We start from the raw sequence: 25,609 nt of genomic DNA on the forward strand, positions 1-25,609 counted from the left end.
TCCTTGACGGAGGTGGATATAATGTTAACTATCCTTCCATACTTTTCTTCCTTCATCCCAACAGCTAGTTCACGTACCAGAACATGATTGCAGATCAAGTGACTTGCAAATGCATCAGTATAGTGTTTTGAATTTGCATCCATTGCCGGACCGGATGGTGGCCCGCCGGTATTGTTAATCAATATATGAACGGGGTCATGCTCTTCCATATATTCCTCTACTTTCAACTTTAATTCATTCGGGAATCCAAAGTCTGCTTTAATAAAGTGGTGTTTCTGATCTTGTGAAGAGTCTAGCTCATTTAACACTGAATTCAACTGTGCTGCATTTCTGCCGAGTAACACGACTGATGCACCCATAGCAGCCAATTCTAACGCAATTGCCTTTCCAATACCTTGGGTACTGCCACAAACAAATGCTGTTTTCTTACGCAAACTGATATCCATAACAGCTTTTTAAATGTTTTTTAACTTAGCCACAAAATTAGGAACTTAACCTAGTATTTTATTTTAAAATGACTTTTCTCTCTTGAAAATTTCATAATTAAGATAAAAGGATGCTGGATTCTAGATGCTGGATTCTGGATGCTTGAAACTACTACGTTTATCATTTCGCCAGTAACATGCAAGCGAATAATAATAAAACAGGGAATATTACGATGGGAGGTAGTTCCTAGAAATGCAGTTTCCAAAATGGCTGTTTTTCAGGACTGGACTTTCACGTTTGCCGTCTGCCGTTTGCCGTCTTACCCTTCGCCGGAGTTTATCTTGAGCGTAGTCGAAAGGCTCAGGGTGCTACGTCTACACCTCCATCTTCGGATGCTGCAAATGAAAATCAGTCGCATCCTGGTAGGCTTTTGCCGCGATCAATAAATCCGATTCTTTGAACAAATTGCCGATAAAGGAGATGCTAACCGGAGCGCCATTCTCCCGGAAACCGTTAGGCAAGACCACAGCCGGATGGCCTGTCAGGTTGGTTAGCAGCAAAGTTCCACCGCCAAATGAAGGTGTAACCACCACATCTACCTGGGACATAACCTCCGCCATTTTTTGCATGACCATGGTTCGCAATCGATTCGCCTGGATATATTCAACCGCAGGAATAAACCTGGAAGACCGGAAGGAATTCGGCCAGGTTCTCCGGCCCTGGCGTACCATGGTATCGATTTCTTTATTCCATGTAATTTCATCGAAGGCTGTTGCCGCCTCGGCGCTAAGAATGAAACCGAGTTCCCCGTATGGAATATCCGGCCATTCGATAGGAATCAATTTTACGCCAAGTTTTCGTATGACATCCAGAACGGCGTCGTTGAATGGCTTGCTGTTTTCATTGGCATCATCGAAGGCGGATTTGAGGTAGCCGATTTTTAAATCGCTGACTTTACGCTTTGCATTCCAGTGAAACGGAAAATCGACGGCGCTGGCATCTTTGTCATCCCCGCCGTGGATGGCATGCAGGACAAGGGCGGTATCTTCAACACTCCGGCAAATTGGACCGGCTTTATCCATGCTCCAGCTCAGCGCCATTGCCCCATAACGGCTTACGCGGCCAAATGTAGGCCGCAACCCGGTTACACCGCAGCGCGTACATGGCGACACAATAGATCCCAATGTTTCAGTCCCGATGGAAAACCCGACTAAACCTGCAGAAGTTGCAGATGCGGAACCCGCCGAAGAACCGCTGGAGCCTTGTTCCGGATCCCAGGGATTCCGGGTCTTTTCGCCAAACCAGACATCGCCCCAGGCCAATGCACCTAGAGAAGTCTTAGCCAGCAAAACCGCACCGGCTTCATTTAATCTCTCCACAATTGTTGCATTTTCATTGAATTTTTGTTCTTTGAAAGGAGTTGCCCCCCACGTAGTCCGATAATCTTTTACCGCAAACAAATCCTTTACACCCCAGGGTATACCATGTAGCGGACCGCGATAATGGCCGACCCGAATTTCTTCATCCGCTTTTTTGGCTTGTGCCAAAGCCAGCTCTTCGGTAAATGTGATGACACAATGCAGTTTCTCGTTATATTTTTTCAACCGTTTCAAATAAAGCTTTGTCAGATCCATCGAGGAAATTTGCCGGCTTTTGATTAACTGCGACAAATGTGTAACGGACAGGAATGCAATATCGGTTTCAGACATCGATTTGATATTGGGTTTTGTTTTACTTGGCTTAAAAACATTTTTCTCTTTTTTTACCTGCATTCCCGGCAGCAGCGCTGAAAAAGTAATGGCCGGAGAAACAGCATTGTCTATAGTCACTTGCCGTATTTTTTCATATTTTTCGCGATTAGAAACAACACTTCTAAGCATTAGTTCGCGCTCATCATCTGTAAAAGGAATGCCGAATATTTTTTCAGCATATTGCAGCACTTCTTCGGTGATTTCGCTGGTTTCCTGTTCCTGGACCGGAATCTCTTCGCCGGAAAGAACAGCGGGAATAATTCCCATAGCAGTGAGAAATGTAAAGAAATCCCGGCGATTGATTTGGCTATAAGTGTTTTCTGAAGTGTTTGTCGGTTGACTCATTTTGTTTCTCCTTTCAGATCACTGATTAATCGGATTAAGTATGTTCACCGCGAAGACGCCAAGAACGCAAAGTAACACAATAATAGACTAAAAATTATTTAGAAAACTGCTTAATTTGTAATTTTTTTCTTTGCGCTCTTCGCGACTTTGCGGTTCACTTAAATGATCTCTATCTTAATGAATCGGAGAATAAAAGTCAACGATCAAATTTACCCATCGACCCCTCGATACGCAATCACGAAAAAGGTGTAATACCGATTCCATCGCTCTTGCATGTTTTGTGAGTCATATATTTTTTAAATCAGTGAAATCCTGAAATCAGCGTGAATCTGTGGTTCAGAAATACGTCGCAAGTCCAAATTGAAATCCGCCGATATTGACCGTCGGATTTCCTAAAATATCCCGTAGCCAATGCCTGCGGTAGTTGGCTCTAAAGACCGTACTGGCAGTGGGACGAAAGCTCACTCCCAAAACCAGGGCATTAACTTCATCATAGATATTCTCTTTTGTAGAATTGAATGTCCCCTTGTTATAATCGATTCGTTCCACGCGTACATTGAGATTGATTGTGGCGTTATCATAACTCAGCAGATTCCCCCGGTAAATTGGATAAACGATCTCCGCATAACCACCCCATTGTTTCGTGCCATAAATTTCTGAAATATCATCAGGGACATCGATGGAATTAAATGCCACTTCCCCGCGAATTGAAGCTTTGCCTATTTTTGCGTCCACATCGAAAGCGACTATAGAAAGCTTTCGTTTTTCATCAACTTCCTCACCTTCCAGCTTATATGAATTGTAGGTGCCGCCATAATAGGAAATGCCAAATTCACCTAATTTCTGGTGGATCAATGCAAACCGGCCGGTAATCATAGGTTCGCCGTTATTGTCTTCCTCAAATCTTTCTTCGCTTTTTCCGGCTTGCAAAAAGGTTCTGCCTTCTTCATTAAGAATGATGCCGTCGCCAATGCCATTCACCAAATATAAATCATATGTCACTGAATAATTAGGACGAAAAATTCTGCCGTTAATGCCAAATCCTATTTCCGAAAGTGTTGAGGGAATGATCTGTGTTGATACCAAAGGTCTCTCGATAAATTCCCATTTTGGGCTGTCATGGTTTTGGTTGAATGACCCTATCGGTGGCAGTATAATTCCACCCCGGAGGATCAGCCCCGGATTGATCTCAAAATCAAGTAGTGCGGTTTCTAATTCAATTTCTTCCGTACCATGCTCGAATTCCAATTCGGATAAGAATCGTATTCTTTGACTGATCGTTGAATAGAGAAAAATATTGAATCGACGCATTTCCATTGAAAATCCTTCGGAAACGCCATCTTCCGAAAAGTAGTTGGTATTGCCCTCCAGATAACCGCCAACCGCTGTATTGGATTGTCCAATGCCAATAAAAGGACGCTTATAAATTGCGTCCTGACTCGGTGTTCGTTCCTGCCCAAATAATTGCATGGGAAGGAGTACCATAAGTATTAAAAGTAAACTTTTGATTTTCATTGTTTTGATTTCCTATTTTCACATGATTTGGATATAAATGTTTTCATTGTCAGTTCTTACCGGAAAGGAAGTTAATTCTTTTTCCGCCGGTGATTTTAAAACTTCACCGGTATTTGAATATTCACTGCCATGACACGGGCAAATTAAAATCTCCGGAGATGGCCTCACCTCACACCTTTTATGGGTGCATTCTAATAATAATGCGGAGTATTTGTCTTCCGATATTTTCAGGATATAAATGGATGCAGGAAATGCAGGGTACCGCACCAGGACAAAAGGATCTAATTCGAAATCCGTCTTCGCAACCACTAAATCTCTTTCATGGGTGGTGTAAGCCGCATAGCGATAACTGCTGCAGCCGGATAGCAGTGCGTTTACTCCACCACAGACTACAGCCAATGAAATCGTTGCGGTTTTTTGTAAAAAGTTTCTTCGGCTGGGTTTCATACATTGCTCCGATTATAATGACATCAGGAATGCAAATAACTCTTGCTTTTCAGTTTCCGAAAGAGTGTTATAAGCACTTCGGCTATTGGAAGCTTCTCCGCCATGGAGTTGAATTGCCTGATCCAGGGTCCTTGCACGGCCATCATGAAGATAGAATGGCGAACTTCCCTGGGAGTCAGCCGCTAACCCCAGCCCCCAGAGTGGCGCGGTTCTCCATTCAAAAGTCAGGGCAGTGCCTTCAGTATATCCATCGTCCAATTCAGGGCCCATATCATGCATCAATAAATCCGTATAAGGATGGACGGCTACTTCACTCAATGCTGCTATGTCTGATGTCGTGGTGACCAGAGTCGCCACATGGCAACCCACACAATTGATCTGTTTAAACACTTGTTCACCAGCCTGAACTGTAGGATCATTCTCATCCCTTCTTGGTGGAATTTTAAGTGTCCTTACATAGAAAACCACATTACGGACAATACTCGCGCTGACTTCCGGATCTTCTACATCATCGCCGGTTAATGAACCAGCTTGGCGGTTGAAATTCTCATTCATGTTGAAATCACTGGTGATTCCCATATCCTCCAGATAAGCATTGACGATCTGGTTAAGTAAATCGATAGCTCCTGCTTTCTTACCAAATCGACCGATGTATTTACCATTGTTGGGAATATGATGTTCTTTGGCTTCGAAATAATCCGGCGGTGTATGCCAATTGGGTACTCCTGAAATTCCATCATTATTTGAGTCGGATGGGTCAGCCAGTGCAAGAAGTGTCTCATCGGGAACGGCTTCAAGATATCCCAAACCCGTTACTGCCGGGGGCATTAAGTTTGTAACTCCTGTGGCTTGTGCCGGTATGGTCTCAGGAGGATAGCCAGCGATTGCACGATGCTGCAATTGTGGGCCGCCCTGGTCTATCATCGGATCCCAGACATTGTTGGTATATCTGCCAAATCTTGTCAAAGTGGTAAGAGGATGGCCTTTTCCGTCGCCGATGTGACAGCTTTCGCACGCATTAGAAACGAAAATGGGTCCCAATCCATCTTCCGTAGCAAAGATGCGGCCAAATTCCTCATCCCCAATCAAATGATCTTTAAGCTGGCTTGGGGTTAAATCCGGAATCGGCTCTGCCAAAACATCTTCCGGTTCAGGCGCAGTTGGCAGAAGATTCTCGCAGCCAAACCAAATCAGGAAAAGGGCAGGCCCTACCATAAGGTATTTTAATCTATTCATAATTGAAGAATCCCTATATTTATTAATTCTATTTAGCTAAAAATATTATTAGTTATACCTAAAAATTAGGTTACTTATAGTATTACTTATTTTTTTGGATGTCAACATTTATTTTCTAATTTGAAATTAAAACACGATGACTTAAATCAAAATAAATGAGCAACGATGGGTTATCATTTTTTCCTCCATAATAGATGATCATAAATGGTTGTGATTTTTTTTGAATACGGTAATTTAAAAGTTGGTTACTATATAGCTGGATTTGAGTTATCCTTGGGGAAATTATATTCATGAAATCAGTGCGTTCAGGAAACATCGTAGATGTTTAATTATTGTAGTATCAATTATTATCTTAAGCACATGATCCGCCAGATGGCGGATCAATAAAAGACATCTATTTTAATAATGAGCCATATTTTACCGATCAAAATGTTTTTCTAAATAAAAATTTAGTTTATCCTAAAAAATAGTTGAAATACTATCTAAAGATTTTTTATATTGTATCGAAATATAAATAAAAAAATGAGTCAGGAATTTATAGATGATCACACAAGCCATTCAAGATTATGTTAAAGCCATTTATAAAATATTTATGAGTGACGGCAATGTGACTACAAATTCCATTTCAGATCGTCTTAAAGTGTCCCAGGCATCCGTCACAGGGATGATTAAAAAATTGGATGAATTGAAACTCATTCATCACAAACCCTACCAGGGGGTGGAATTGACAGACGCAGGCAAAAAGGTTGCCATGGAAATCATTCGGCATCACAGGTTACTAGAACTTTATTTGGCAGAAGCAATGGAGTATTCCTGGGATCAGGTACATGAAGAAGCCGAAAAGCTGGAGCATGTGATTTCCGAACAATTTGAAGAGAAAATAGCGCTGTTTCTTGGTGATCCAAAAACCGATCCTCATGGCGCTCCAATTCCAACCAAAGATGGCGTGATCGAGAAGAGGAACCTGGAGCCCTTAACCATGGCCGAAGCCGGTCAGAAGGTACGGGTAAAACAAATCAGCGATACGAACCCGGAAATGTTGAGATACCTGGGCAAATTAGGAATCTACCCGGAAGTGGTTGTAAATGTGGTTGAAAGAGCGCCCTTCGAGGGACCACTTGTGGTTCAAATTGGAAAAAGCCGGCATCACCTGGGGCAAGCATTGACTGATAATATATTAGTAACTGCTGCTTGAATATAAGAAAGGAATGTGAATTGTTAGTCGATCCTTTAATTTCATTATTCATTATGGCCATTGTTATATTTCTGTTGGTGATTCTTTTTTGGTCTGATCGTGGACTATTCTGGAAATGGCAGCGTAATAGAAAAGTCACAAAACGTGTTTTAATAGAAGACGCCTTGAAGCATGTGTACGATCAAGAGTATAAACAGTTGATTTGTACGTTACAAAGCATCTCGGGAAAATTATCCATATCTGGAGATCAAACCGCAAAATTGATGAGTCGTTTGGAAGCTTTAGGATTAGTCAAAACCCAGAGTGAAGGCTTTATTCTAACGACTGAAGGCCGAACATATGCATTACGAATGATACGAACCCACCGCTTGTGGGAAAGGTATTTTGCGGATGAAACCGGAATGCCTGAAACCGAATGGCACAGAAAAGCCGAAGAATTAGAACATAAACTGTCCCGTGATGAAATCGAAACGCTCGCAGCTACTGTGGGACATCCCAGCTACGATCCTCATGGCGATCCGATTCCAACGAATTCAGGACACTTGCCTGCCAAACGAGGCGTACCTCTGGTAGATCTGGGTGAAAGCGAATTTGCCCGCATTATCCATATCGAAGATGAACCCAAGGAACTGTACGCACAATTGGTAGCGATGGGTTTGCAACTGGGAATGCAGATCCAAATGTTGGAAAAAACACCGCAACGGGTTTCTTTTGTCGCAGATGGTGTTGAAAATGTCCTGGCTCCGGTTTTGGCTGCTAATGTAACGGTGGAACCTTTACCGAAAGACCAGGAAGTTGAAGGACCTTTCGATTCCCTGGTATCCCTGGATGTTGGTCAAAAAGGCGAAGTGATCGGCATCTCAAAAGCTTGCCGCGGTCTACAGCGTCGCCGCATGATGGACCTGGGGATAATCCCGGGTACCGTCATTGAAGTTGAAATGAGAAGCGCTAGCGGTGATCCAACCAGTTACAATATTCGAGATGCATCCATTGCATTACGCAACACTCATGCAGAATTAATCCATATCAAGCGATTAGAGGAGAAAAATTGAATGTCTAAGAATAACCACCAGGGCTGTGAAACCTGTCCGGTCCACAATGTTGGCAATCTCACCAAATTAGGTGTGAATATGAAATCCTGGGATTATGTGGTTGCTTTGGCGGGTAACCCGAATACCGGAAAAAGCACAGTTTTTAACAGTCTTACCGGCTTACATCAACATACTGGCAATTGGCCGGGAAAAACCGTAGTCAGGGCTGAAGGTGGATTTGTTTATGGTGAAAAGCGTTACAAAATTGTCGATCTGCCCGGTACATATTCCCTGCTTTCAACCAGCACGGATGAAGAAGTGGCGCGAGATTTTATTCTGTTCGGAAAACCGGATGTTACCGTGATTGTTGTGGATGCCACGCGACTCGAACGCAATCTTAACTTGGTGCTGCAGGTCCTCGAGATCACGGATCGTGCGGTTGTATGTGTGAACCTCATAGATGAAGCGAAACGTCATAAATTACAGATCGATGATCAGAAGCTGGTTAAACAGTTGGGCGTCCCGGTGGTTCCCACGAGTGCTCGGTCTGGTCAAGGCATACCCGAGCTATTAAAAGCAATAAGCGAAGTGTCCACAGGGACATTTGTCTGTAACCCCCATCGCATTGAGAGTGGTTCGAAAGAGTTGAAGCGTGCAATCAACCAGCTCACTGGAAAAATTGAAAGCAGATTTCCGGGTTTAATCAATGCTCGCTGGGTTTCCTTGCGGCTTCTGGAGGGAGACGTGCGCATGATCGAAGCGGTGCGCACCGGGGAACTGGGTGAATTGATTAAGCCGGTAGAAGTAGAAACCATTTTTGCAGTGGGGGCAGCGTAATGAATCAAATACATCAGCCAAACGAAGCCATACTCGCCGAAGCCAATAGCCTGCGCTGGGAATTGGGAGAGAATTTGCATGATTCTGTCATCGAATCGATCTACCAGGATGCCGCCAAGATTGCAGACCAGGTTGTGACAAAAACAGGCGAGAAGCTGAAATTCAACTGGGAGCGAACTCTCGACAACCTGCTCACCAGCCGCCTAACCGGATTCCCAATCATGCTGTTATTGCTAACTGCTGTTTTCTGGATTACGATTGCCGGTGCGAATGTGCCTTCCAAGATGTTGGCCGTCCTTTTGATCGATAACTTCCATCCGGTGCTGAAAAGTCTGGCTGCCGGCATCGGCATGCCCTGGTGGCTGGATGGACTTCTGATCGACGGCACCTACTTGGCCGGGGCCTGGGTGGTCAGCGTCATGCTGCCGCCGATGGCCATATTCTTTCCGTTGTTCACATTACTGGAAGATTTCGGCTACCTGCCTCGGGTGGTTTTTAATCTCGACAATCTGTTCAAGAAAGCCGGAGCACATGGCAAGCAGGCTTTAACGATGTCCATGGGATATGGCTGCAATGCGGCAGGCATTATCGCCACAAGAATCATCGATAGTCCCAGAGAGCGCTTAATTGCCATCATCACCAATAATTTTGCCCTGTGCAACGGCCGCTGGCCGACCCAGATTCTGATCGCTACCCTGTTTATCGGAGTGTTGGCGCCGACGGGACTCGCCAGCCTGGTTTCGGCATCCGCCGTGGTAAGCATTGCCGTTCTGGGAATATTTCTGACCTTTGTCACTTCGTGGTTTTTGTCCCGAACCATGCTGAAGGGCGAAGCATCATCTTTCAGCCTGGAGCTTCCGCCGTACCGGCCGCCGCGAATCTTGCGTACATTATACACATCCCTAATCGATAGAACCATTATCGTGCTCTGGCGGGCGGTGGTTTTCGCCGTGCCGGCGGGGGCGGTCATTTGGCTTCTTTCGAATATTCAGGTAGCCGACGTCAGCCTTGCGGAACACATCATGAGTTTTATGGACCCCTTCGGCATCTTAATAGGGCTGAACGGCGTGATCCTGCTCGCCTATATCGTTGCCATTCCCGCGAATGAAATCGTCATTCCTACCATACTCATGTTAACAGTATTGGGCGCCAAACAACTCTCTGGTTTCGGCGCAGGAGACGGCGTTATGTTTGAGTTAAATGATATGGATGCTTATATGTCGGTGTTAAAGGCAGGCGGCTGGACTTTGTTAACTGCCGTCAATCTAATGTTGTTCAGCCTTTTGCATAATCCTTGCTCCACTACGTTATACACAATCTATAAGGAAACCGGCAGCAAAAAATGGACTGCGGTTTCTGCTCTTCTTCCTGTAGTCATGGGATTAGCTTTGTGCTTTATAGTAGCCCAGGTATGGAGGTTGGTAGCGGGATAACGGATTCGCGATTAAAATGACAATTATAACCGGCCGTCCTTCATATTGATTAACCGACAGGTGGACCTTCATTAACATTAGGGACAGTTACTCTCCGACAATTTCATTGAGATATTTATTTAGTTTATTATACATATCATTTGCCATATTATAATATTGCACATTGTTAGCGATTCTGATATATTAGATCATGGAAAACAAAGTGACTTTTGAATGAGGATGATAGTAAAAACGAACAAAATATAAAAACACACAACGTTTCATTTTATGAAGCACAAAAAGATTTTGCGGACACAAATCGTATTATTTTAACAGATGAAACACATAGTCAAAGCGAAGCTAAGTATTATTGTATTGGAAAAGTCACAGATGGTAGAGTAACTATACGATTTACTTATCGAAATGAAATAATTAGAATAATTGGAGCAGGTTATTGGAGGAAAGGGAAAAAAATATATGAAGAAGAAAATAAAATATACGAATGAAACTATGGACAATGTAAGAGTAGTATCAGACTTTTTGCCCTCTCCGGAGCAATTGGCATTTAAGCAAGAGACTGTTAAAATTACTATCACTTTGACCAAAAACAGTGTGGAGTATTTTAAAAGCATCGCCTCCAAATACAATACTCAATACCAAAAAATGATTCGTGGATTATTAGACGAATATGTAAATAAACATAAACAGGCACCATAACTTGGATTTAAAATTCCAAAAAACAAATCCCAAATATCAAAAAAATCACAAAAAGAATCGCCACAGACCTTCCCAGCGCGGCCTTGGGCCGCAACCAAATACCAACCATATTGGATAGTACAGACTATCGATATAGAGGAGAATACCATGGAGCAATTTCTTACTCGTCATAAAAAAAGTATATAAGCGGCGTTCTTTCTGGTTTTGATCGCGTTCTTTTTCGTGGGACGTTACGCTCGATCAGCCATGTTGAGGGGATGAGCTTGTTTCTTTCATGTCGAGACGTAGCATGTGTCTTGTTAGTCACTCCTACAATCACAAACAAATTGGAGAGCAGCTGTTATTTTTAGCCATTATTGATCGTTGCTTTTAAATATTTACTTATTCTATCCTTGTTGGAAATCAAACTTGAAAGCTGCTTTTCAGAAACATCACTGAATCGAGCTAAACTTTCCTGTTTATGGAAGTTTGGTCCTCGAAAACAGCTACTGATTTATAGTCAATTCCCCATTTTCGTATTGATGAAGATTTATTGTTACATCTCTGCATTTGTCATCACTACTAACTGCGAAAATCAGTAGTAGTGTTTCCATACTGTTTACTCAACAGGATAACTTTTTTGGGGATCATAATTTTGAAAATGATAATCGAGCTAATACATGGCTTGAATTTTATTGAACATTGAATACTGATTTATTGTATTAAAGTGGATGGAATTGATATTCTATTTCCATTTTAAGTTCCATTATACAAGATCTTTAAAGCGCAAATTAATTATATTTAATCTTAAAGATGATTATGTCTATATATAGATGCTTTAGAATTGAAATTCATAGGGAAGTTTCGTAACTTTTCACAATCAAAATAATCATGAATTCTTCAAGCTAATTATCAGAAGGAACAACCATGCGAACCAAGCTTCTTTTCTTCATATTAACCCTAATTTTGCTTTTAGGATTCACTCAATCGACTATAGCTTCCGACTGGCCGAGTTGGCGCGGACCAACCATGAACGGCGTCTCTCCTGAAACCGGCTTGATTTCAAACTGGTCTGTGGATGGTGAAAATCTAATATGGCGTGCTGATTTCATTAGCCGCTCTACACCGATAGTAATGAATGGCAAAGTTTATGTTTTTGGCAGAAGTGGAAATGGAATTACCAAACAAGAACGTGTTGCCTGTTTCGATGCTGAAAACGGCAAATTACTTTGGGAACATCATCATAATGTTTATAATACTGCGGTGCCTCACAAACGAGTCGCTTGGTCTAGTATGGCAGGAGACCCGGAAACCGGAAATGTATATGTTATTGGAGGTGGCGGACTTTTTTATTGCTTTAGCGAAAACGGAAAAGTTCTTTGGCATCGGAAGATGATCGATGAATTTAATGTCCGCACAGGTTATGGCGGCCGTACGGTATCTCCAATCGTAGATGAAGATCTTGTAATTATTGCATTCGTTAGCTCAAGTTGGGGCAGCCATGCACCACCATTTATGAGGTATTATGCATTTGATAAACGAACAGGAGAGGTTAGATGGGTCTCCGCACCAGGAGGAAGATTTACCAATCCGAATGTTTACTCCACTCCGGTTGTCGCTAACATTAATGGAGAACGTCTTTTAATCAGTGGCAATGCCGATGGGGGTGTTTATGCCATGAAAGTTCGTACTGGCGAGAAAGTCTGGCAGTATAAATTCAGTAAACGTGGATTACACTCATCTGTAATTGTTGATGGCAATATTGTTTTTGCCGCACATGGAGAAGAGAATTTTGATACTCCTGTTATGGGAAGAGTTGTTGCAATTGATGCTACTGGTAAGGGTGACATAACCAAAACCCATGAGATCTGGCGTATCGATGGGATGGAAGTTGGTTTTACCTCTCTGCTGTTGAATGATGGCCGATTGTACTTCGTTGATAATTCAGCCAATTTGTTTGCCGTTGATGCGAAAACAGGTAAAGAAATATGGGATATTAATTTAGGAACGGTTGGCAAAGCTTCGCCGGTTTGGGCAGATAACAAAATATTCTATCCTGAGGTGAATGGTAGATTCCGTATTTTAGAACCTGGCCAGGAAGAATGTAAGATACTGGATTCAGAAAATTTAACCATGCCAGATGGCCGTTACGCAGAGCTATATGGTTCTCCTGCAGTCGCTTATGGGCGCGTTTACTTTGCATCGGAAGAAGGGGTCTATTGTCTTGGAAATAAAAATACGAAGTTTACTTCAACATCACCCAAAATGCCTAAAACTGAGTGGCAAGCTCCTAAAAATTCGGAAGCCGCTTATATACAAGTTGTGCCTGCAGATGTATTTTTGTATTCAGGAAATAAAAACGAATTTAAAGTAAGAGCTTACGATGATAAAAGAAGGTTTATAAAAGAGGTTGAAGCAACCTGGAGTTTGAAAGGTTTGGGAGGATCGATAAACAACAAAGGGGAATATATGCCAGCATCAAAATCAATGGGTTTGGTAGGTTTTGTTGAAGCAACTTATAACGACTTAAAAAGTCAAGCAAGAGTTAGGTTGTTTTCGAAATTACCATGGTCACTAGATTTCGAATCCATCGATGTGGATAAGAATCCAGCTTATTGGCTTGGCGCTGGAAGCGCTCGGTCTCCGGCGACAAAGTTTATTGTGAAAGATCTAAATGGCAATAAAGTCCTCAACAAACCAGTCTCTGTGAGAGGTCTCCAAAGAGGTATTATTTACATCGGCCCACCCGACTTGAGTAATTATACGATGCAGGTTGACGTTATGAGTGAAAAATTAAAAAGAAAGATATCGGATATCGGTCTAATCAATAGTGGCTACACAATTGATTTAATGGGGACGAGACAAAAGATTGAAATCCGTTCATGGATGTCTGAAGTGAGAATGGCAAAAAATGTGACTTTCCGTTGGCAGCCGGACACCTGGTACACCATCAAGTTTTCAGTGGATGCAACGGGTGATAAAGCGATGGTAAAGGCAAAGGTATGGAAGAAGAGTGATCGTGAACCCAATGAATGGACCCTAAAAGTAGAAGATCCATTACCCATTCATAAAGGCGCCCCGGGGATGCACGCTTTTTCAAAAACAAATGTATATTTTGACAACTTAAAAATTATAAATAACTAAAAAAAGTGAGAAGAACTATGCGAATGAAGACAGCTTTAATTCTCCTCTTAACCCTCTCTGGTTTAAGTTTAATGTCCTTAACAAGATCGAAAAATAACAATATTGCTATGTTTGGTCTTACGCCTAGCAGAAATATGGCCTCAGTTGAAACTGGGGTGGCTGAAAAGTGGGATGTGGATTCAGGTCAAAACATCCTTTGGAGCGCCAGCCTCGGTTCTCAAACTTATGCCGGGCCGGTTGTCTTTGGTGGTAAAGTGTATGTCGGAACAAACAATGAAAGTATGAAAAATCCGGATATAAAAGGTGATCACGGTAATATCCTAGCCTTCAATGCTTCGGATGGAAACTTTCTTTGGCAAGCAGCACACACAAAACTCGCGGCAGGTCCGGTGCATGATTGGCCTCTACAAGGAGTATGTTCCACACCCGCAATTGAGGGCGACCGTATGTTTTATACATCTAACCGCGCTACCATTGTATGTATAGACACAGAAGGTTTTATGGATGGCGAGAATGATGGCCCTGTAAAAAATGAAAAACTGAATGGTAAAACAGATGCTGATATTATCTGGGAATTTGACATGATAGGTGAACTGGATGTTTTTCCCCACAATCTTGCCGCATCATCTCCTCTTATCGTCGATGACCTGATTTACATCGTAACCGGTAATGGCGTCGATGAAGGCCATGTTAACCTGCCATCACCGTATGCGCCGAGTTTTATTGCATTGAATAAAAAAACAGGTGAATTGGTTTGGGAAAGCAATGCCCCTGGCGAAGGTGTCGTACATGGCCAATGGGGCAATCCTTCATACGGTGTCATCGATGGAATACCGCAAGTTTTTTTCCCAGGAGGTGATGGATTTTTGTATTCGTTCGAACCTAAGACAGGTGAACTCATTTGGAAGTTTAATTGTAATCCTCCTGGTTCTGTCTGGGAATTGGGAGGCAGCGGTACAAAGAATAATATAATTGCCTGCCCCGTAGTATATGACAATAAAATCTTTATTTCTGTGGGACAGGATCCGGAGCATGGCGAGGGTCCCGGACATCTTTATTGTATTGATGCCACTATGAAAGGCGACGTGACAGATAAAGCTTTAGTGTGGCATGTCGGTGGTGAAGAGTATAACCGTAGTATCTCAACTGTCGCCATCCATGAAGGACTTTTGTACGTCTCCGATTTAAGTGGCTTTGTGTACTGCTTTGATGTCAAAACCGGTGAAAAATATTGGACTTATGATACATTCGCCGCTATTTGGGGTTCTCCCATGTTCGTCGACGGTAAAATCTATATAGGTGATGAGGATGGCGATGTGGCTGTTTTAAAAGCAGGAAAAGAGATGAAGCTTCTCTATGAAACGAATATGGGCAGCGCCGTATATACAACACCGCATATAAAAGATGGCATTCTTTACATCGCTACCAGAACGAGATTGTTTGCAATACAAGAAAAGAAATAAATTTCTATTAATTAACGTGGGCTCGACATATGGTTATTCATGGTTCGACTCCGCTCACCACGCTCAAATTAGCCAGCTTGAGCGGAGTCGAAAGCTGGTTCAATTGTAAACCTTCCGTTATTCATAATCATTATTAAAAATACGGTTGCTGTATAATATGGAAATTATTTCTAACCCTTTATCCGAGAAAATCAAACGAGCGAAGCATGAATTAGATAGGCATGTTCGAGAGATGGTACAGTGGCATTTTAATCCAAAGACTGGCTGTCCTTTTTGGTTAGATTATGCGGAAAATCTGGATTTTGATCCGGCAACAGAGATCAGCAGCTTTGATGATCTTAAAATCCTGGGCCATTTTCAGGACGAGTGGCTTCGTGGCGGCCCGGTGAGAAAATGGGTGCCGAAAGCGCTTGCCAATGAGCCTGTGTATGTCTTCGAAACCGGAGGCTCAACCGGTGTCCCGAAGTCCAGGATCAATATAAACGACTTTCAAATTGATTATGAACTGTTTAGTAAAACCCTGTCCGACGAAAGTTTTCCGCCTGGCAGCGACTGGCTTATGCTTGGCCCGACTGGTCCCAGACGACTCAGGCTTGCAATCGAGCATTTGGCGCAACACAGGGCCGGCATTGCATTTTTTGTGGATCTGGATCCCCGTTGGGTGAATCGCCTGATCAGGTATCAGAAGTTTATGGAAATGGAAGATTACAAAAATCATGTGATCCAACAAGCCTTGAACATATTAAGAACTCATGATAATATTCAATGCTTGTTCACGACACCAAAGCTCCTGGAAGCGCTATGCGAGAAAATCTCGCTCATAAAGATTGGAATTAAAGGCATCTTCTGCGGTGGCACTGAAATGAATGCACAATTTCATCGATTTGCCCGAGAGGAATTGGTGCCTGGAATTGATTTTGTCCCAACCTATGGCAATACGCTGATGGGACTGGCCTGTCATAAGCCATATGAACCTGGTGGCGATTATAAAATTACTTATTACCCGCCCTCACCAAGGGCCATCTTTGAAATCGTAAATCCAAAGAATTTAGATGAGCCGGTAGATTATGGTGCGACAGGACGTGTATTATTAACAACCCTCACAAAAGAATTTTTCATGCCTCGGTTTGCCGAAAGAGACGAGGGAGAACGAGAAGAACCTATCGAACTTTATCCATGGGATGGCGTAAGTAATTTACGTTTATTTTCAGAATACCGGGAATCCGTTGTCGTTGGAGTGTATTGATGATTATATATAAATAAAGGTGTCATTGCGAGGAACTTCCCCACGTTTACTAATTACAAAATGATGACTAGGCGACGAAGCAATCTCCTACTATATCCCATTGAGATTACCATGTCGCGGAGTTTATCCTGAGAAGACGAAGGGCTCCTCGCAATGACACCTTAGTTAAATTATTAAAATACAATTAGTTATATACATATTGATAAAAACGAGAATCTTAAGTAATCTATTAATTGAATTTTTGGTAGTAAAATTATAATGAATTTTGAATTTCAACTAACCAATCAAGTTTTTTTCGGTGAAAATACCATAGATCGTTTGGGAGAATTAGCAAAATCTTTGCAGGCCAATTCGATTTTGGTGGTCACAGATCCGGGAATTGTTGCAGCAGGACATGTGGAGAGAGCCATTGCTTCATTAAAAAAGGAATCACTTGAATATCAAGTGTTTCATGAAGTAGAAGAAAATCCGACGACAAAACATGTTGAAAATGGAGTTCAATTTGCCAAAAGCTTACCAAAGCTCGACTTAATCATTGGTCTTGGCGGGGGCAGTTCTATGGATTGTGGCAAGGGAATTAATTTTCTTTACAGTAATGGCGGAAAGATGGAAGATTATTGGGGCATTGGCAAAGCAACAAAACCTATGCTGCCATCGATCGGGATACCCACCACAGCAGGAACCGGCAGCGAGTCGCAATCCTATGCGTTGATTTCCCAGGAGAAAACACATATCAAAATGGCTTGCGGCGATAAAAAAGCGCGCTTCAAAATAGTAATCCTGGATCCAGCTTTAACTCAAAGCGTTCCTGACCAGGTTGCCATTGCAACTGGACTCGATGCAATCTCTCATGCTGTAGAAAGTTATGTCACTACAAAAAGGACACCCTATTCACAGATGTTGGCCCGGGAAGCCTGGCGTTTATTGGAAAGAAATTTTGAGCGGGTAATACAGGAGCATCATGATGTTAAGGCTTGGGGTGAAATGCTTCTTGGCGCTCATTATGCCGGTGCAGCCATAGAAAATTCGATGTTGGGAGCTGCCCACGCATGTGCTAATCCATTAACTGCAAATTACGGGATCACCCATGGACTGGCAGTCGGTCTTATGCTTCCACATGTTATTCAGTTTAACAGCGAGATTGTAAACGGCTCTTATGAGGAATTACTTGATTCCGCCGGTTTGACCAATGGAGAAAGGTTGAATAGTGCCGCAATTTTGGCAGATCGGATTAAAGAAATCAGATCTTTCGCTGCCGTACCAAATAATCTTCGGCAATTCTCAATAAACAAAGATGATTTAAATGATTTGGCCAGCCAAGCAGTAAAGCAATGGACCGGGAAATTTAATCCCCGTCCCTTGAGTAAAAGTGAATTCCTGAATCTTTACGAGGCGGCATTTTGAGTTTCATTGTTAACCAAAAATATTATCGATATTTGATAAGTTGGATTTCTGTTTTTGTGGTTTTCCTTCTGCAATCCTCGATTCATCCAAACGATAAAAAGACAAAGCATTTGTTCATTTATCGTGGCAACCCACAACTTACCGGTGTTGTCCAGGGTGAATTCCCTGATCAACCAGAACTGCTGTGGACATTTCAAGCAAAAGATGAAATTACTACCGCTGCAGCTATAGTGGAAAACGATGTTTATTTTGGCTCTATCGATAGCACGCTTTATGCACTTGATTTGAATACAGGGAAATTGAAATGGCGCTATCGTGCGACAGACGCGATCATGTCATCGCCATCGGTTTATAAAAACAATATTTATTTCGGCGACGAAACGGGTATTTTTCATGCAGTAAATAGAAAAACAGGTAAAAGTGAATGGACCTTTAAAACTGATTCCGAAATAATCTCATCGGCTAATTTTTATCAAGACCGTGTCATTTTTGGTTCCTACGATCAATTTCTTTATTGTCTGTCCACAGAAGGAAAACTGATCTGGAAGTTTGAAACCGAACAATATATTCATGCCACACCAGCGATTTATGATGGGTATGTGATGATCTCGGGATGTGATGGTTTTTTTCGAATCATTGATGTGGAGACAGGTAAGCAAAAGCATAGCATTTATATGGGCTCTCAAGCTGCTGCGAGTGCCGCTATTTTAGACGATCGGGCCTATATCGGGACTTATGGCAGCCAGGTGCTTTGTATTGATTTAAAAAAGGCAGATATTGTATGGGTATACGAACATGCGAAAAGGCATTTCCCATATTATGCATCCGCCGCTGTTACAAAAGATATCGTGTTGGTGGCTGGCAGGGACAAAATGCTGCACGCACTTAATTCGAAGACCGGTGAATCCTTGTGGGATTTCATGACCAAATCCAAGATTGATTCATCTCCGGTTATTGTCGGGGATCGTGTCATCGTTGCTCCATTAAGCGGACAGATCTTTGCTCTGCAGATAAAAACTGGTGAGATTTTGTGGGAATATGATACCGGAAGCAGTATAGATGCTTCACCAAGCATAGCCAACGGGAAATTAATTATTGGCTCATTGGATGGGGTTTTGTATTGTTTCGGAAAGAAAAAATAAAAAATCGATTTAAAATGCGAATTTAAGAGGTTTATTTTTTATAATTAAATAGGACTCATTTAGTAGAATTTATTGAGATAGAGAAAAAAGATGAGCGAAACGACACAAACTCTAAAACCTGATCCGGCAACTTCAGGAAAGTTTAGAAAAGAAACAGAAATTGGAAGTGTCTTTGTTTCTAATTATCCAGCCTATTCATTCTGGAACCAGGATTATATGCCTGAATTCGAGAAAGTACTACAATCCAGTCCCCAGCCTTCTACGCCGCTTGGGCTTTATATGCATATTCCATTTTGTCGCAAACGCTGTAAATTCTGTTACTTTAAGGTTTATACCGGTAAAAATAGCTCTGAAATCCAAACATATTTAAATGCATTGTCAACGGAAATTGACATTTCCAGTCAAAAACCGGCATTTAAAGATCGTTCTTTAAAATTTGTTTATTTTGGCGGAGGCACGCCATCATTTATCAGCGCCAAACATTTAAAGCAATTGGTCGATCGTGCACGACAAGCAATTTCCTGGGAGAATGTGGATGAAGTTGCATTCGAATGTGAGCCGGGAACCCTAACACAAACCAAATTGGAAGCTATCAAAGAAATTGGTGTAACGCGATTAAGCTTAGGTATTGAAAATTTTAACGATAATATTCTTCAGGAGAATGGCAGGGCACATTTAGTAAAGGAAATCTTCAGGGTATCTCCGTGGATTAAAGAGTTGGATTTTGACCAGGTGAATATTGATTTGATCGCGGGGATGGTTGGCGAAAGCTGGGACACCTGGAAAGATACGGTCCAACAAACCGTCGATTATGATGCTGACAGCGTAACAATTTACCAAATGGAATTGCCATTTAATACAGTGTATTCGAAAGAGATAATGGAGGAAAACGGCAAAGTATTAGTAGCCAATTGGGAAACCAAAAGAGAGTGGCACGATTATGCCATTGAAGAGTTAATCAAGGCCGGTTATGAAATTTCCAGCGCTTATACTTTGGTTAAAAAGAATAAGGACGTTTCATTTGTTTATCGGGATGCCCTTTGGCAAGGCAGTGATATGTTGTCGACAGGAGTCGCATCCTTCGGCCATTTGAGTGGCATTCATTATCAAAATACATCCAATTGGAATGAATATGTTGAGAAATTAAAAGAAGGCAAGCTGCCGATAAACCGGGTGTTTCCAACAACAGTTCGGGATAGATTAATTCGGGAACTCATTCTGCAAACAAAATCCGGTCGGATCGATCTTTCCTATTTTTACAATAAATTTAACGTCGATGTTTTATCTGAATTCAACTCAATCTATCAAAAGCTTCAATCTGACAAATTATTAGATTTTGATGAAACTGAAATTAAGTTAACCCGTAAGGGTTTGTTACGTGTGGATGGATTATTACCCTTGTTTTACGATGACCAATATAAAAATACACGATATACTTAAGAGATCCAAAGAAATCAATTAACTAAATCAATCAACTTAACTGGGAGGAGAACAGATGCGAAATCCCTATCTTCAATTTGTTGTGATTTTAATCGGGGTGGTTTCTTTAACGCTGGCAAATCCGCAATTTACACTAGCCCAAAATTCCGCCAATCCGCCAATGGAAGGCTTTGATCTGGAAGGATCTGATAAATCTGCCATTGAGATTGCTGATCGAGTTATGCAAGAATTGGGCGGACGGAAGAATTGGGATAATACCCGGTATGTTACCTGGAAGTTCTTTGGCCGTAGGATGCATGTGTGGGATAAATGGACTGGAGACATAAGGGTGGAAGCACGTGATCGCGTAACTTTGATGAATATACACACGATGAAAGGTAAAGTCTGGGAAAAAGGTGTTGAGATCACAAATCCTGATTCGTTAGCAAAAAGATTAGACCAGGGTTTGGCAGCATGGATCAATGATTCTTACTGGGTTTTTATGCCGTATAAATTAAAGGATTCAGGAGTCACTTTAACATATAACGGCGAGGGCAAAACTGAAGACGGCAGAGATGCACATATGCTGCAGTTAACTTTCAAAGATGTTGGTAAAACTCCGCAAAATAAATACGAAGTTTGTGTGGATAAAGAAACCTATCTGGTAACTCAATGGTCGTATTTTCCGAAAGCATCAGACCAGGAACCGCGCTTCACCGGGGTATGGAAGAACTGGCAAAAACATGGCGACATAATGATATCCGATGATCGCGGTAGAAACAAACATTCTGATATTGCCGTTTTTGATAAATTACCCAAATCCGTGTTTGAAAGTTCGAATCCTGTTGATATGATGTCTTTCATCAAAGAAGGTGAATGATTTTTGCAAATGAAATAACAAATAGCAATTGCCAAAAACAAACAAATTCCAATATTCAAATTACGAAATCACAAACTCAGCTTTAAGGATTTTGATCATTCGTAATTGAGTTTTGTGTTTTATTTAATATATATTTGGAATTTTCTCTCATCGAAAATTTGTTTTTCGATGCAGTCAAAAATTTAAGTAACTTTATACAATTATTAAAATGAATAAAAATTACCAATTATTCCGGAATCAATTTTATATTCTCTGTTGAATTGTCTCCAGGTGCTGTAAGAATAGATGACAGGCCGCATGGCGTGGGAAAAATTGGGATGGCATTTCTAGCAAACGAATCTTAAACATGGATTAGTGGTGAATGACAATTAAGATTCAAAACAACCTATTTATGTTTTTTAGTATCTTTCTGTTTATTGCCCTTTTGGGAAGTACATTTCTGCCAGATACTGGAATAGATGGCAATGTAAAAAATGATTGGTCACAATACCGAGGACCTAATAGGGATGGCATTTCATCTGAAACCGGGTTAATAAAAAATTGGCCCGACAATGGCCCAAAATTAATTTGGAAAACTAAAGCTGGCGATGGCTATTCCGCTATTTCAATTTCTAAAGGCAAGCTTTTTACCATGTGGGCGGAAGGTCGCCATGAGTATTTATTCTGTTTAGATGTGCAAAGCGGTAAGAAGTTGTGGCGTTATGAAGTTGGTAGCAGCCTTTATAATGATCAAGGAAATGGCCCGCGGTCTTGTCCAACCGTCGATGGGGAACTGGTATATGCCATTAGCGGGAAGGGCAATCTCCATGCTGTAAATGTTGAGAATGGCAAAAAAGTATGGGGGCATGATCTTGTTAAGGAATTCGGCGGCAGGGTAGCCAGATGGGGATATGCATCCTCTCCTTTGGTTGAAGATAATAAACTCCTGGTTGAAGTTGCCGGAAAAGAATTCGCATATGCGGCATTTGATAAAATTACCGGTCAGGTTATCTGGACTTCTCATTCGGATCGGCCCGGTTATTCTTCACCCATTGCAATTGATGTCAATGGTAGCAGGCAAATTCTCTTTTTTAGCGCCAGTGGGCTTCATGGCATTTCACCCGTAGATGGTAAACTTCTCTGGCGTTACAAATGGAGAACGGATTTTGATGCGAATATTGCCATCCCAATTTTTATTGCTCCGGATAAGGTATTTATTTCGACCAACTATGGCGTTGGAGCAACAGTGCTGCAAATAAAAGGAAAGGATGGTAAATTCATAGCCTCACCGGTTTGGCGCAAACGTGTCATGAGAAATCATTTTAATTCTTCGGTATTGCATGGAAAGTATATCTATGGATTTGACAATTCTATGCTGAAATGTATAGATTCAACCAACGGCAAAGAAATGTGGAAAACCCGGGGCTTTCAGAAAGGCTCTTTACTTTTTGCTGACGGCCACTTCTTTGTATTGGGTGAACGTGGCAAGCTGGCTTTGGTTGAGGCAAATCCGAGTAGATACATTGAAAAGGCTAGTGTGCAAATGTTAAAGGGCAAATGTTGGACCATGCCGACTCTTGCCGGTGGTAAATTATTCTTAAGAAATCAAAGTGAAATGATTTGTTTGGATGTTTCCGGATCTTAGCTTTAGATCGTAATAATAAATTTTTAGTAAAAAATTGTTTTTAAAAAGAGGTTAAGAATGATTAAATATTTATCTATCGGTTTTGTAATATTGTTAATGACTTCGCTGGTTTTTGGTCAGGAAGAAGAAATCAAATCATACGCGCTAAAAGATTCTCTTGTGGTTGAAGCGGAAAGAGTATCAAAATTCCCGATCTATAATTCTATTGCTGCAAAAGTACCTATTTCTATTCAACAAACCCCTGCCAGCGTAGAAGTTGTAACCAGCGCCACATTTTCCAGTCAGAATGGAATTGTTCTGGGTGATGCTCTAAAGAATATAAGTGGTGTAAATATTCAATCCAATTTTGGCACGACTGACTATTTTCTCATTCGGGGTTTTGATTCGCTAACCAATGGTTTGGTACTAACTGATGGAACGGCAGAACCGGAAGTTTCTTTCTATAATTTATACAATGTTCAGCGCATCGAAGTACTAAAAGGGCCCAGTGCGTTTTTATACGGCGGGAATCCATTATCCGGCGCCGTAAACCTTGTTCGAAAAAAACCCATGTTTGTCAACTTTTCGCGGTTTTCAGGCTCCTATGGCAATTATGCAACATTCCGAGGTACTGCAGATCTGAATGTTTACAAACCATCGATGAATCTTGCATTTCGGTTGAACGCTTTGTATCAAGAATCTGATAATTATCGCGATAATAAATCGAATGACAATAAAAGTATAAATCCGGCACTAACTCTGCGAATCGGGAATCGCAGTATATTGACGGCTAATTATGAATATGTTAGGAGTAGTTATCGGCCTGATTCCGGATTGCCCCTGCTTTTTCAATCCGAAGGAGGAATCATTCCAGATGTACCAAGGACTAATTCTTACCAGTCACCAGTAGATCAATCAGAACAGCAAATTTCCAGGGTTCAAATTGATTTTAATACTAAGATTAATGATTTTATTTCAATTCAGAGCAGAACGTATTTTACGGATTTGGATTGGGTTTCAAAGGGAACCCTTATTGACGGGGCTTTTCAGACATCTCCTTCAAATACGAGCGTGAATCGATTTCTTCTAGAACTTAGAGACCGGCAAAAACTACTCGGTAATCAACTTGAAGCACTATTTTCGTTCGAAACCGGATCCATTGAACATAAATTATTAACCGGTTTTGAAGTCAGTAGATTGACTGATGATTTCACTTTACTTGCCTCTTTATTGCCAGGAATCGATCTGTTTAATCCTGTTGAAACGTTTGATCCGCGTATACCGCTTTTTCCACTTCAAGGTGAAAAAGGGGATGCCCGCAGCACAGTCTATGCTCCTTATTTTGTCGACAAAATTTCTTTTTTAGATCGCTGTATTGTTTTTGCAGGCGGCCGGTATGATGTGATTAATTTCGACGAAAAAATCAATATGACTGAGCGAAGCTATAAAAAATTCAGTCCCATGTTCGGATTTGGCTATTCGCCTATTCATTCGATATCCTTTTATGGCAATGCTGGAAAAGCGTTTGCACCACCTTCCAGCAGGGTTATTGGAGATCGAAAACCGGAAGAAAGTACCCAGTTTGAGGTTGGAGTAAAAAAACGATTATTTGAAAATAAACTAAATGCAACGCTAGCTTTTTACCAACTGGAAAAGGACAACATAGCCATTCCGGATGATAATGGCGTTACACAACAGATAGGAAGCCAGCGGTCTAGAGGCATTGAATTCCAGGTGATGGCTAAGCCGCATAGAAATATGGTAGCGCTATTTTCATATGCATATACAGATGCAGAATTAACAGAATTTGGCGAGCTGTCTATTGTGGGATTTGATCAAAGCTTTAACCCGATATTTCTGGTTATTGATCGTAGTGGTAACAAACCTGCTTTTGTTCCGAATCATATTCTAAATTTATGGGTCACGCAAGAATTCAGAAATGGAGTTGGCATTGGCGCCGGAGGTCGATATTTAAGTAGTCAGTATATTTCTGAGGACAATGCGTTTGAAATTGATTCTTATCTACTTATTGATGCCACGGTTTTTTATAATTACAAAGGAATGAGGCTCGGTCTGAATTTTAAAAACTTGACCAATAAAGAATATGAAATGCGGGGATTTGGGTCGGGATCAGTGATCCCTGCAAATCCGAGATCACTTTACCTCTCTGCAGATTGGAGTATTTAGAAAAAATTCTTATCAGTTTGATTTTTCAATAAACAAGCGTCATCGCGAGCCCTTCGGCTACGCTCAGGATTAACTCCGCGACGTGGCGATCTCCTTCGGTAATTGCGGGAGATTGCTTCGTCGTCCCGCCCAGGCGGGACGGCACTCCTCGCAATGACACGAAGCTAAACTTATTGTAAAAAAATAGATATGGTTACATAATAAAGCCAGTTAACGTAACGCCGGAAGAA

At 41.6% G+C, this 25,609-nt stretch carries 20 protein-coding genes; 15 read left to right on the plus strand and 5 right to left on the minus strand.

Annotated elements, in window-relative coordinates:
• The 5 genes from IIC38_09065 to IIC38_09085 form a co-directional block, all read right to left on the minus strand.
• A partial coding sequence (locus tag IIC38_09065) for an SDR family NAD(P)-dependent oxidoreductase (protein MCH8126097.1) occupies window positions 1–434 on the minus strand: 434 nt, incomplete at its 3' end.
• Between the two features lie 366 nt (window positions 435–800).
• Entirely contained in the window at window positions 801–2,522 is a 1,722-nt protein-coding gene (locus tag IIC38_09070) for an amidase (GenBank protein MCH8126098.1), read from the minus strand.
• A 336-nt stretch (window positions 2,523–2,858) separates the two neighbouring features.
• Window positions 2,859–4,037, minus strand: a complete 1,179-nt coding sequence (locus tag IIC38_09075) for a hypothetical protein (protein ID MCH8126099.1) — start codon at window positions 4,035–4,037, stop codon at window positions 2,859–2,861.
• Between the two features lie 18 nt (window positions 4,038–4,055).
• Entirely contained in the window at window positions 4,056–4,484 is a 429-nt protein-coding gene (locus IIC38_09080; protein ID MCH8126100.1) for a Rieske (2Fe-2S) protein, read from the minus strand.
• Window positions 4,485–4,496: 12 nt separating this feature from the next.
• Window positions 4,497–5,720 carry a thiol oxidoreductase gene (locus IIC38_09085; protein MCH8126101.1) on the minus strand — a complete coding sequence of 408 codons (1,224 nt, stop codon included), beginning with the start codon at window positions 5,718–5,720 and terminating at the stop codon, window positions 4,497–4,499.
• 541 nt (window positions 5,721–6,261) lie between these two features.
• Here IIC38_09085 and IIC38_09090 point away from each other — a divergent pair.
• The 15 genes from IIC38_09090 (at window position 6,262) to IIC38_09160 (ending at window position 25,379) form a co-directional block, all read left to right on the plus strand.
• On the plus strand, window positions 6,262–6,915 hold the full coding sequence (locus IIC38_09090) for a metal-dependent transcriptional regulator (GenBank protein MCH8126102.1): 654 nt from the start codon (window positions 6,262–6,264) through the stop codon (window positions 6,913–6,915).
• 20 nt (window positions 6,916–6,935) lie between these two features.
• Window positions 6,936–7,967 carry a DtxR family transcriptional regulator gene (locus tag IIC38_09095; GenBank protein MCH8126103.1) on the plus strand — a complete coding sequence of 344 codons (1,032 nt, stop codon included), beginning with the start codon at window positions 6,936–6,938 and terminating at the stop codon, window positions 7,965–7,967.
• The gene (locus tag IIC38_09100; protein ID MCH8126104.1) at window positions 7,968–8,783 is read left to right on the plus strand and encodes a 50S ribosome-binding GTPase; all 816 of its coding nucleotides are present in this window, start codon (window positions 7,968–7,970) and stop codon (window positions 8,781–8,783) included.
• Window positions 8,783–10,216, plus strand: a complete 1,434-nt coding sequence (locus IIC38_09105; protein MCH8126105.1) for a ferrous iron transporter B — start codon at window positions 8,783–8,785, stop codon at window positions 10,214–10,216. Before IIC38_09100 ends, IIC38_09105 begins: the two co-directional genes overlap by 1 nt.
• A gap of 209 nt (window positions 10,217–10,425) precedes the next feature.
• A complete protein-coding gene (locus tag IIC38_09110; protein ID MCH8126106.1) occupies window positions 10,426–10,701 on the plus strand; it encodes a BrnT family toxin in 276 nt (91 codons plus the stop codon).
• Entirely contained in the window at window positions 10,673–10,912 is a 240-nt protein-coding gene (locus IIC38_09115; protein MCH8126107.1) for a CopG family transcriptional regulator, read from the plus strand. Before IIC38_09110 ends, IIC38_09115 begins: the two co-directional genes overlap by 29 nt.
• Before the next feature lie 906 nt (window positions 10,913–11,818).
• Window positions 11,819–14,035: a PQQ-binding-like beta-propeller repeat protein gene (locus IIC38_09120; protein MCH8126108.1), complete on the plus strand. Its 2,217-nt coding sequence runs from the start codon at window positions 11,819–11,821 to the stop codon at window positions 14,033–14,035.
• A 134-nt stretch (window positions 14,036–14,169) separates the two neighbouring features.
• The gene (locus IIC38_09125) at window positions 14,170–15,498 is read left to right on the plus strand and encodes a PQQ-binding-like beta-propeller repeat protein (GenBank protein MCH8126109.1); all 1,329 of its coding nucleotides are present in this window, start codon (window positions 14,170–14,172) and stop codon (window positions 15,496–15,498) included.
• Between the two features lie 157 nt (window positions 15,499–15,655).
• Window positions 15,656–16,744, plus strand: coding sequence for a hypothetical protein (locus IIC38_09130; protein MCH8126110.1), 1,089 nt, complete (start codon window positions 15,656–15,658; stop codon window positions 16,742–16,744).
• A 255-nt stretch (window positions 16,745–16,999) separates the two neighbouring features.
• A complete protein-coding gene (locus tag IIC38_09135) occupies window positions 17,000–18,148 on the plus strand; it encodes an iron-containing alcohol dehydrogenase (protein MCH8126111.1) in 1,149 nt (382 codons plus the stop codon).
• On the plus strand, window positions 18,145–19,290 hold the full coding sequence (locus tag IIC38_09140; protein MCH8126112.1) for a PQQ-binding-like beta-propeller repeat protein: 1,146 nt from the start codon (window positions 18,145–18,147) through the stop codon (window positions 19,288–19,290). The genes IIC38_09135 and IIC38_09140 overlap by 4 nt, the downstream gene beginning before the upstream one ends.
• A gap of 90 nt (window positions 19,291–19,380) precedes the next feature.
• Window positions 19,381–20,730, plus strand: a complete 1,350-nt coding sequence (locus IIC38_09145; protein ID MCH8126113.1) for a coproporphyrinogen III oxidase family protein — start codon at window positions 19,381–19,383, stop codon at window positions 20,728–20,730.
• 55 nt (window positions 20,731–20,785) lie between these two features.
• The gene (locus IIC38_09150; GenBank protein MCH8126114.1) at window positions 20,786–21,589 is read left to right on the plus strand and encodes a hypothetical protein; all 804 of its coding nucleotides are present in this window, start codon (window positions 20,786–20,788) and stop codon (window positions 21,587–21,589) included.
• A 361-nt stretch (window positions 21,590–21,950) separates the two neighbouring features.
• A complete protein-coding gene (locus IIC38_09155; protein MCH8126115.1) occupies window positions 21,951–23,213 on the plus strand; it encodes a PQQ-like beta-propeller repeat protein in 1,263 nt (420 codons plus the stop codon).
• 57 nt (window positions 23,214–23,270) lie between these two features.
• Window positions 23,271–25,379 carry a TonB-dependent receptor gene (locus IIC38_09160; protein MCH8126116.1) on the plus strand — a complete coding sequence of 703 codons (2,109 nt, stop codon included), beginning with the start codon at window positions 23,271–23,273 and terminating at the stop codon, window positions 25,377–25,379.
• The last annotated feature ends 230 nt before the right edge of the window (window positions 25,380–25,609 follow it).

The sequence above is a fragment of the candidate division KSB1 bacterium genome (assembly GCA_022566355.1).
In the GTDB taxonomy this organism is placed as follows: Bacteria; Zhuqueibacterota; JdFR-76; order JdFR-76; family DREG01; genus JADFJB01.

What these genes read in the sequence shown, in the direction of transcription:
- IIC38_09070 (MCH8126098.1), bottom strand. Translation starts at nt 2,522, where the DNA reads ATGAGTCAACCGACAAACACTTCAGAAAACACTTATAGCCAAATCAAT.
- IIC38_09075 (MCH8126099.1), bottom strand. Translation starts at nt 4,037, where the DNA reads ATGAAAATCAAAAGTTTACTTTTAATACTTATGGTACTCCTTCCCATG.
- IIC38_09080 (MCH8126100.1), bottom strand. Translation starts at nt 4,484, where the DNA reads ATGAAACCCAGCCGAAGAAACTTTTTACAAAAAACCGCAACGATTTCA.
- IIC38_09085 (MCH8126101.1), bottom strand. Translation starts at nt 5,720, where the DNA reads ATGAATAGATTAAAATACCTTATGGTAGGGCCTGCCCTTTTCCTGATT.
- IIC38_09090 (MCH8126102.1), top strand. Translation starts at nt 6,262, where the DNA reads ATGATCACACAAGCCATTCAAGATTATGTTAAAGCCATTTATAAAATA.
- IIC38_09100 (MCH8126104.1), top strand. Translation starts at nt 7,968, where the DNA reads ATGTCTAAGAATAACCACCAGGGCTGTGAAACCTGTCCGGTCCACAAT.
- IIC38_09105 (MCH8126105.1), top strand. Translation starts at nt 8,783, where the DNA reads ATGAATCAAATACATCAGCCAAACGAAGCCATACTCGCCGAAGCCAAT.
- IIC38_09115 (MCH8126107.1), top strand. Translation starts at nt 10,673, where the DNA reads ATGAAGAAGAAAATAAAATATACGAATGAAACTATGGACAATGTAAGA.
- IIC38_09120 (MCH8126108.1), top strand. Translation starts at nt 11,819, where the DNA reads ATGCGAACCAAGCTTCTTTTCTTCATATTAACCCTAATTTTGCTTTTA.
- IIC38_09125 (MCH8126109.1), top strand. Translation starts at nt 14,170, where the DNA reads ATGGCCTCAGTTGAAACTGGGGTGGCTGAAAAGTGGGATGTGGATTCA.
- IIC38_09130 (MCH8126110.1), top strand. Translation starts at nt 15,656, where the DNA reads ATGGAAATTATTTCTAACCCTTTATCCGAGAAAATCAAACGAGCGAAG.
- IIC38_09145 (MCH8126113.1), top strand. Translation starts at nt 19,381, where the DNA reads ATGAGCGAAACGACACAAACTCTAAAACCTGATCCGGCAACTTCAGGA.
- IIC38_09150 (MCH8126114.1), top strand. Translation starts at nt 20,786, where the DNA reads ATGCGAAATCCCTATCTTCAATTTGTTGTGATTTTAATCGGGGTGGTT.
- IIC38_09155 (MCH8126115.1), top strand. Translation starts at nt 21,951, where the DNA reads ATGACAATTAAGATTCAAAACAACCTATTTATGTTTTTTAGTATCTTT.
- IIC38_09160 (MCH8126116.1), top strand. Translation starts at nt 23,271, where the DNA reads ATGATTAAATATTTATCTATCGGTTTTGTAATATTGTTAATGACTTCG.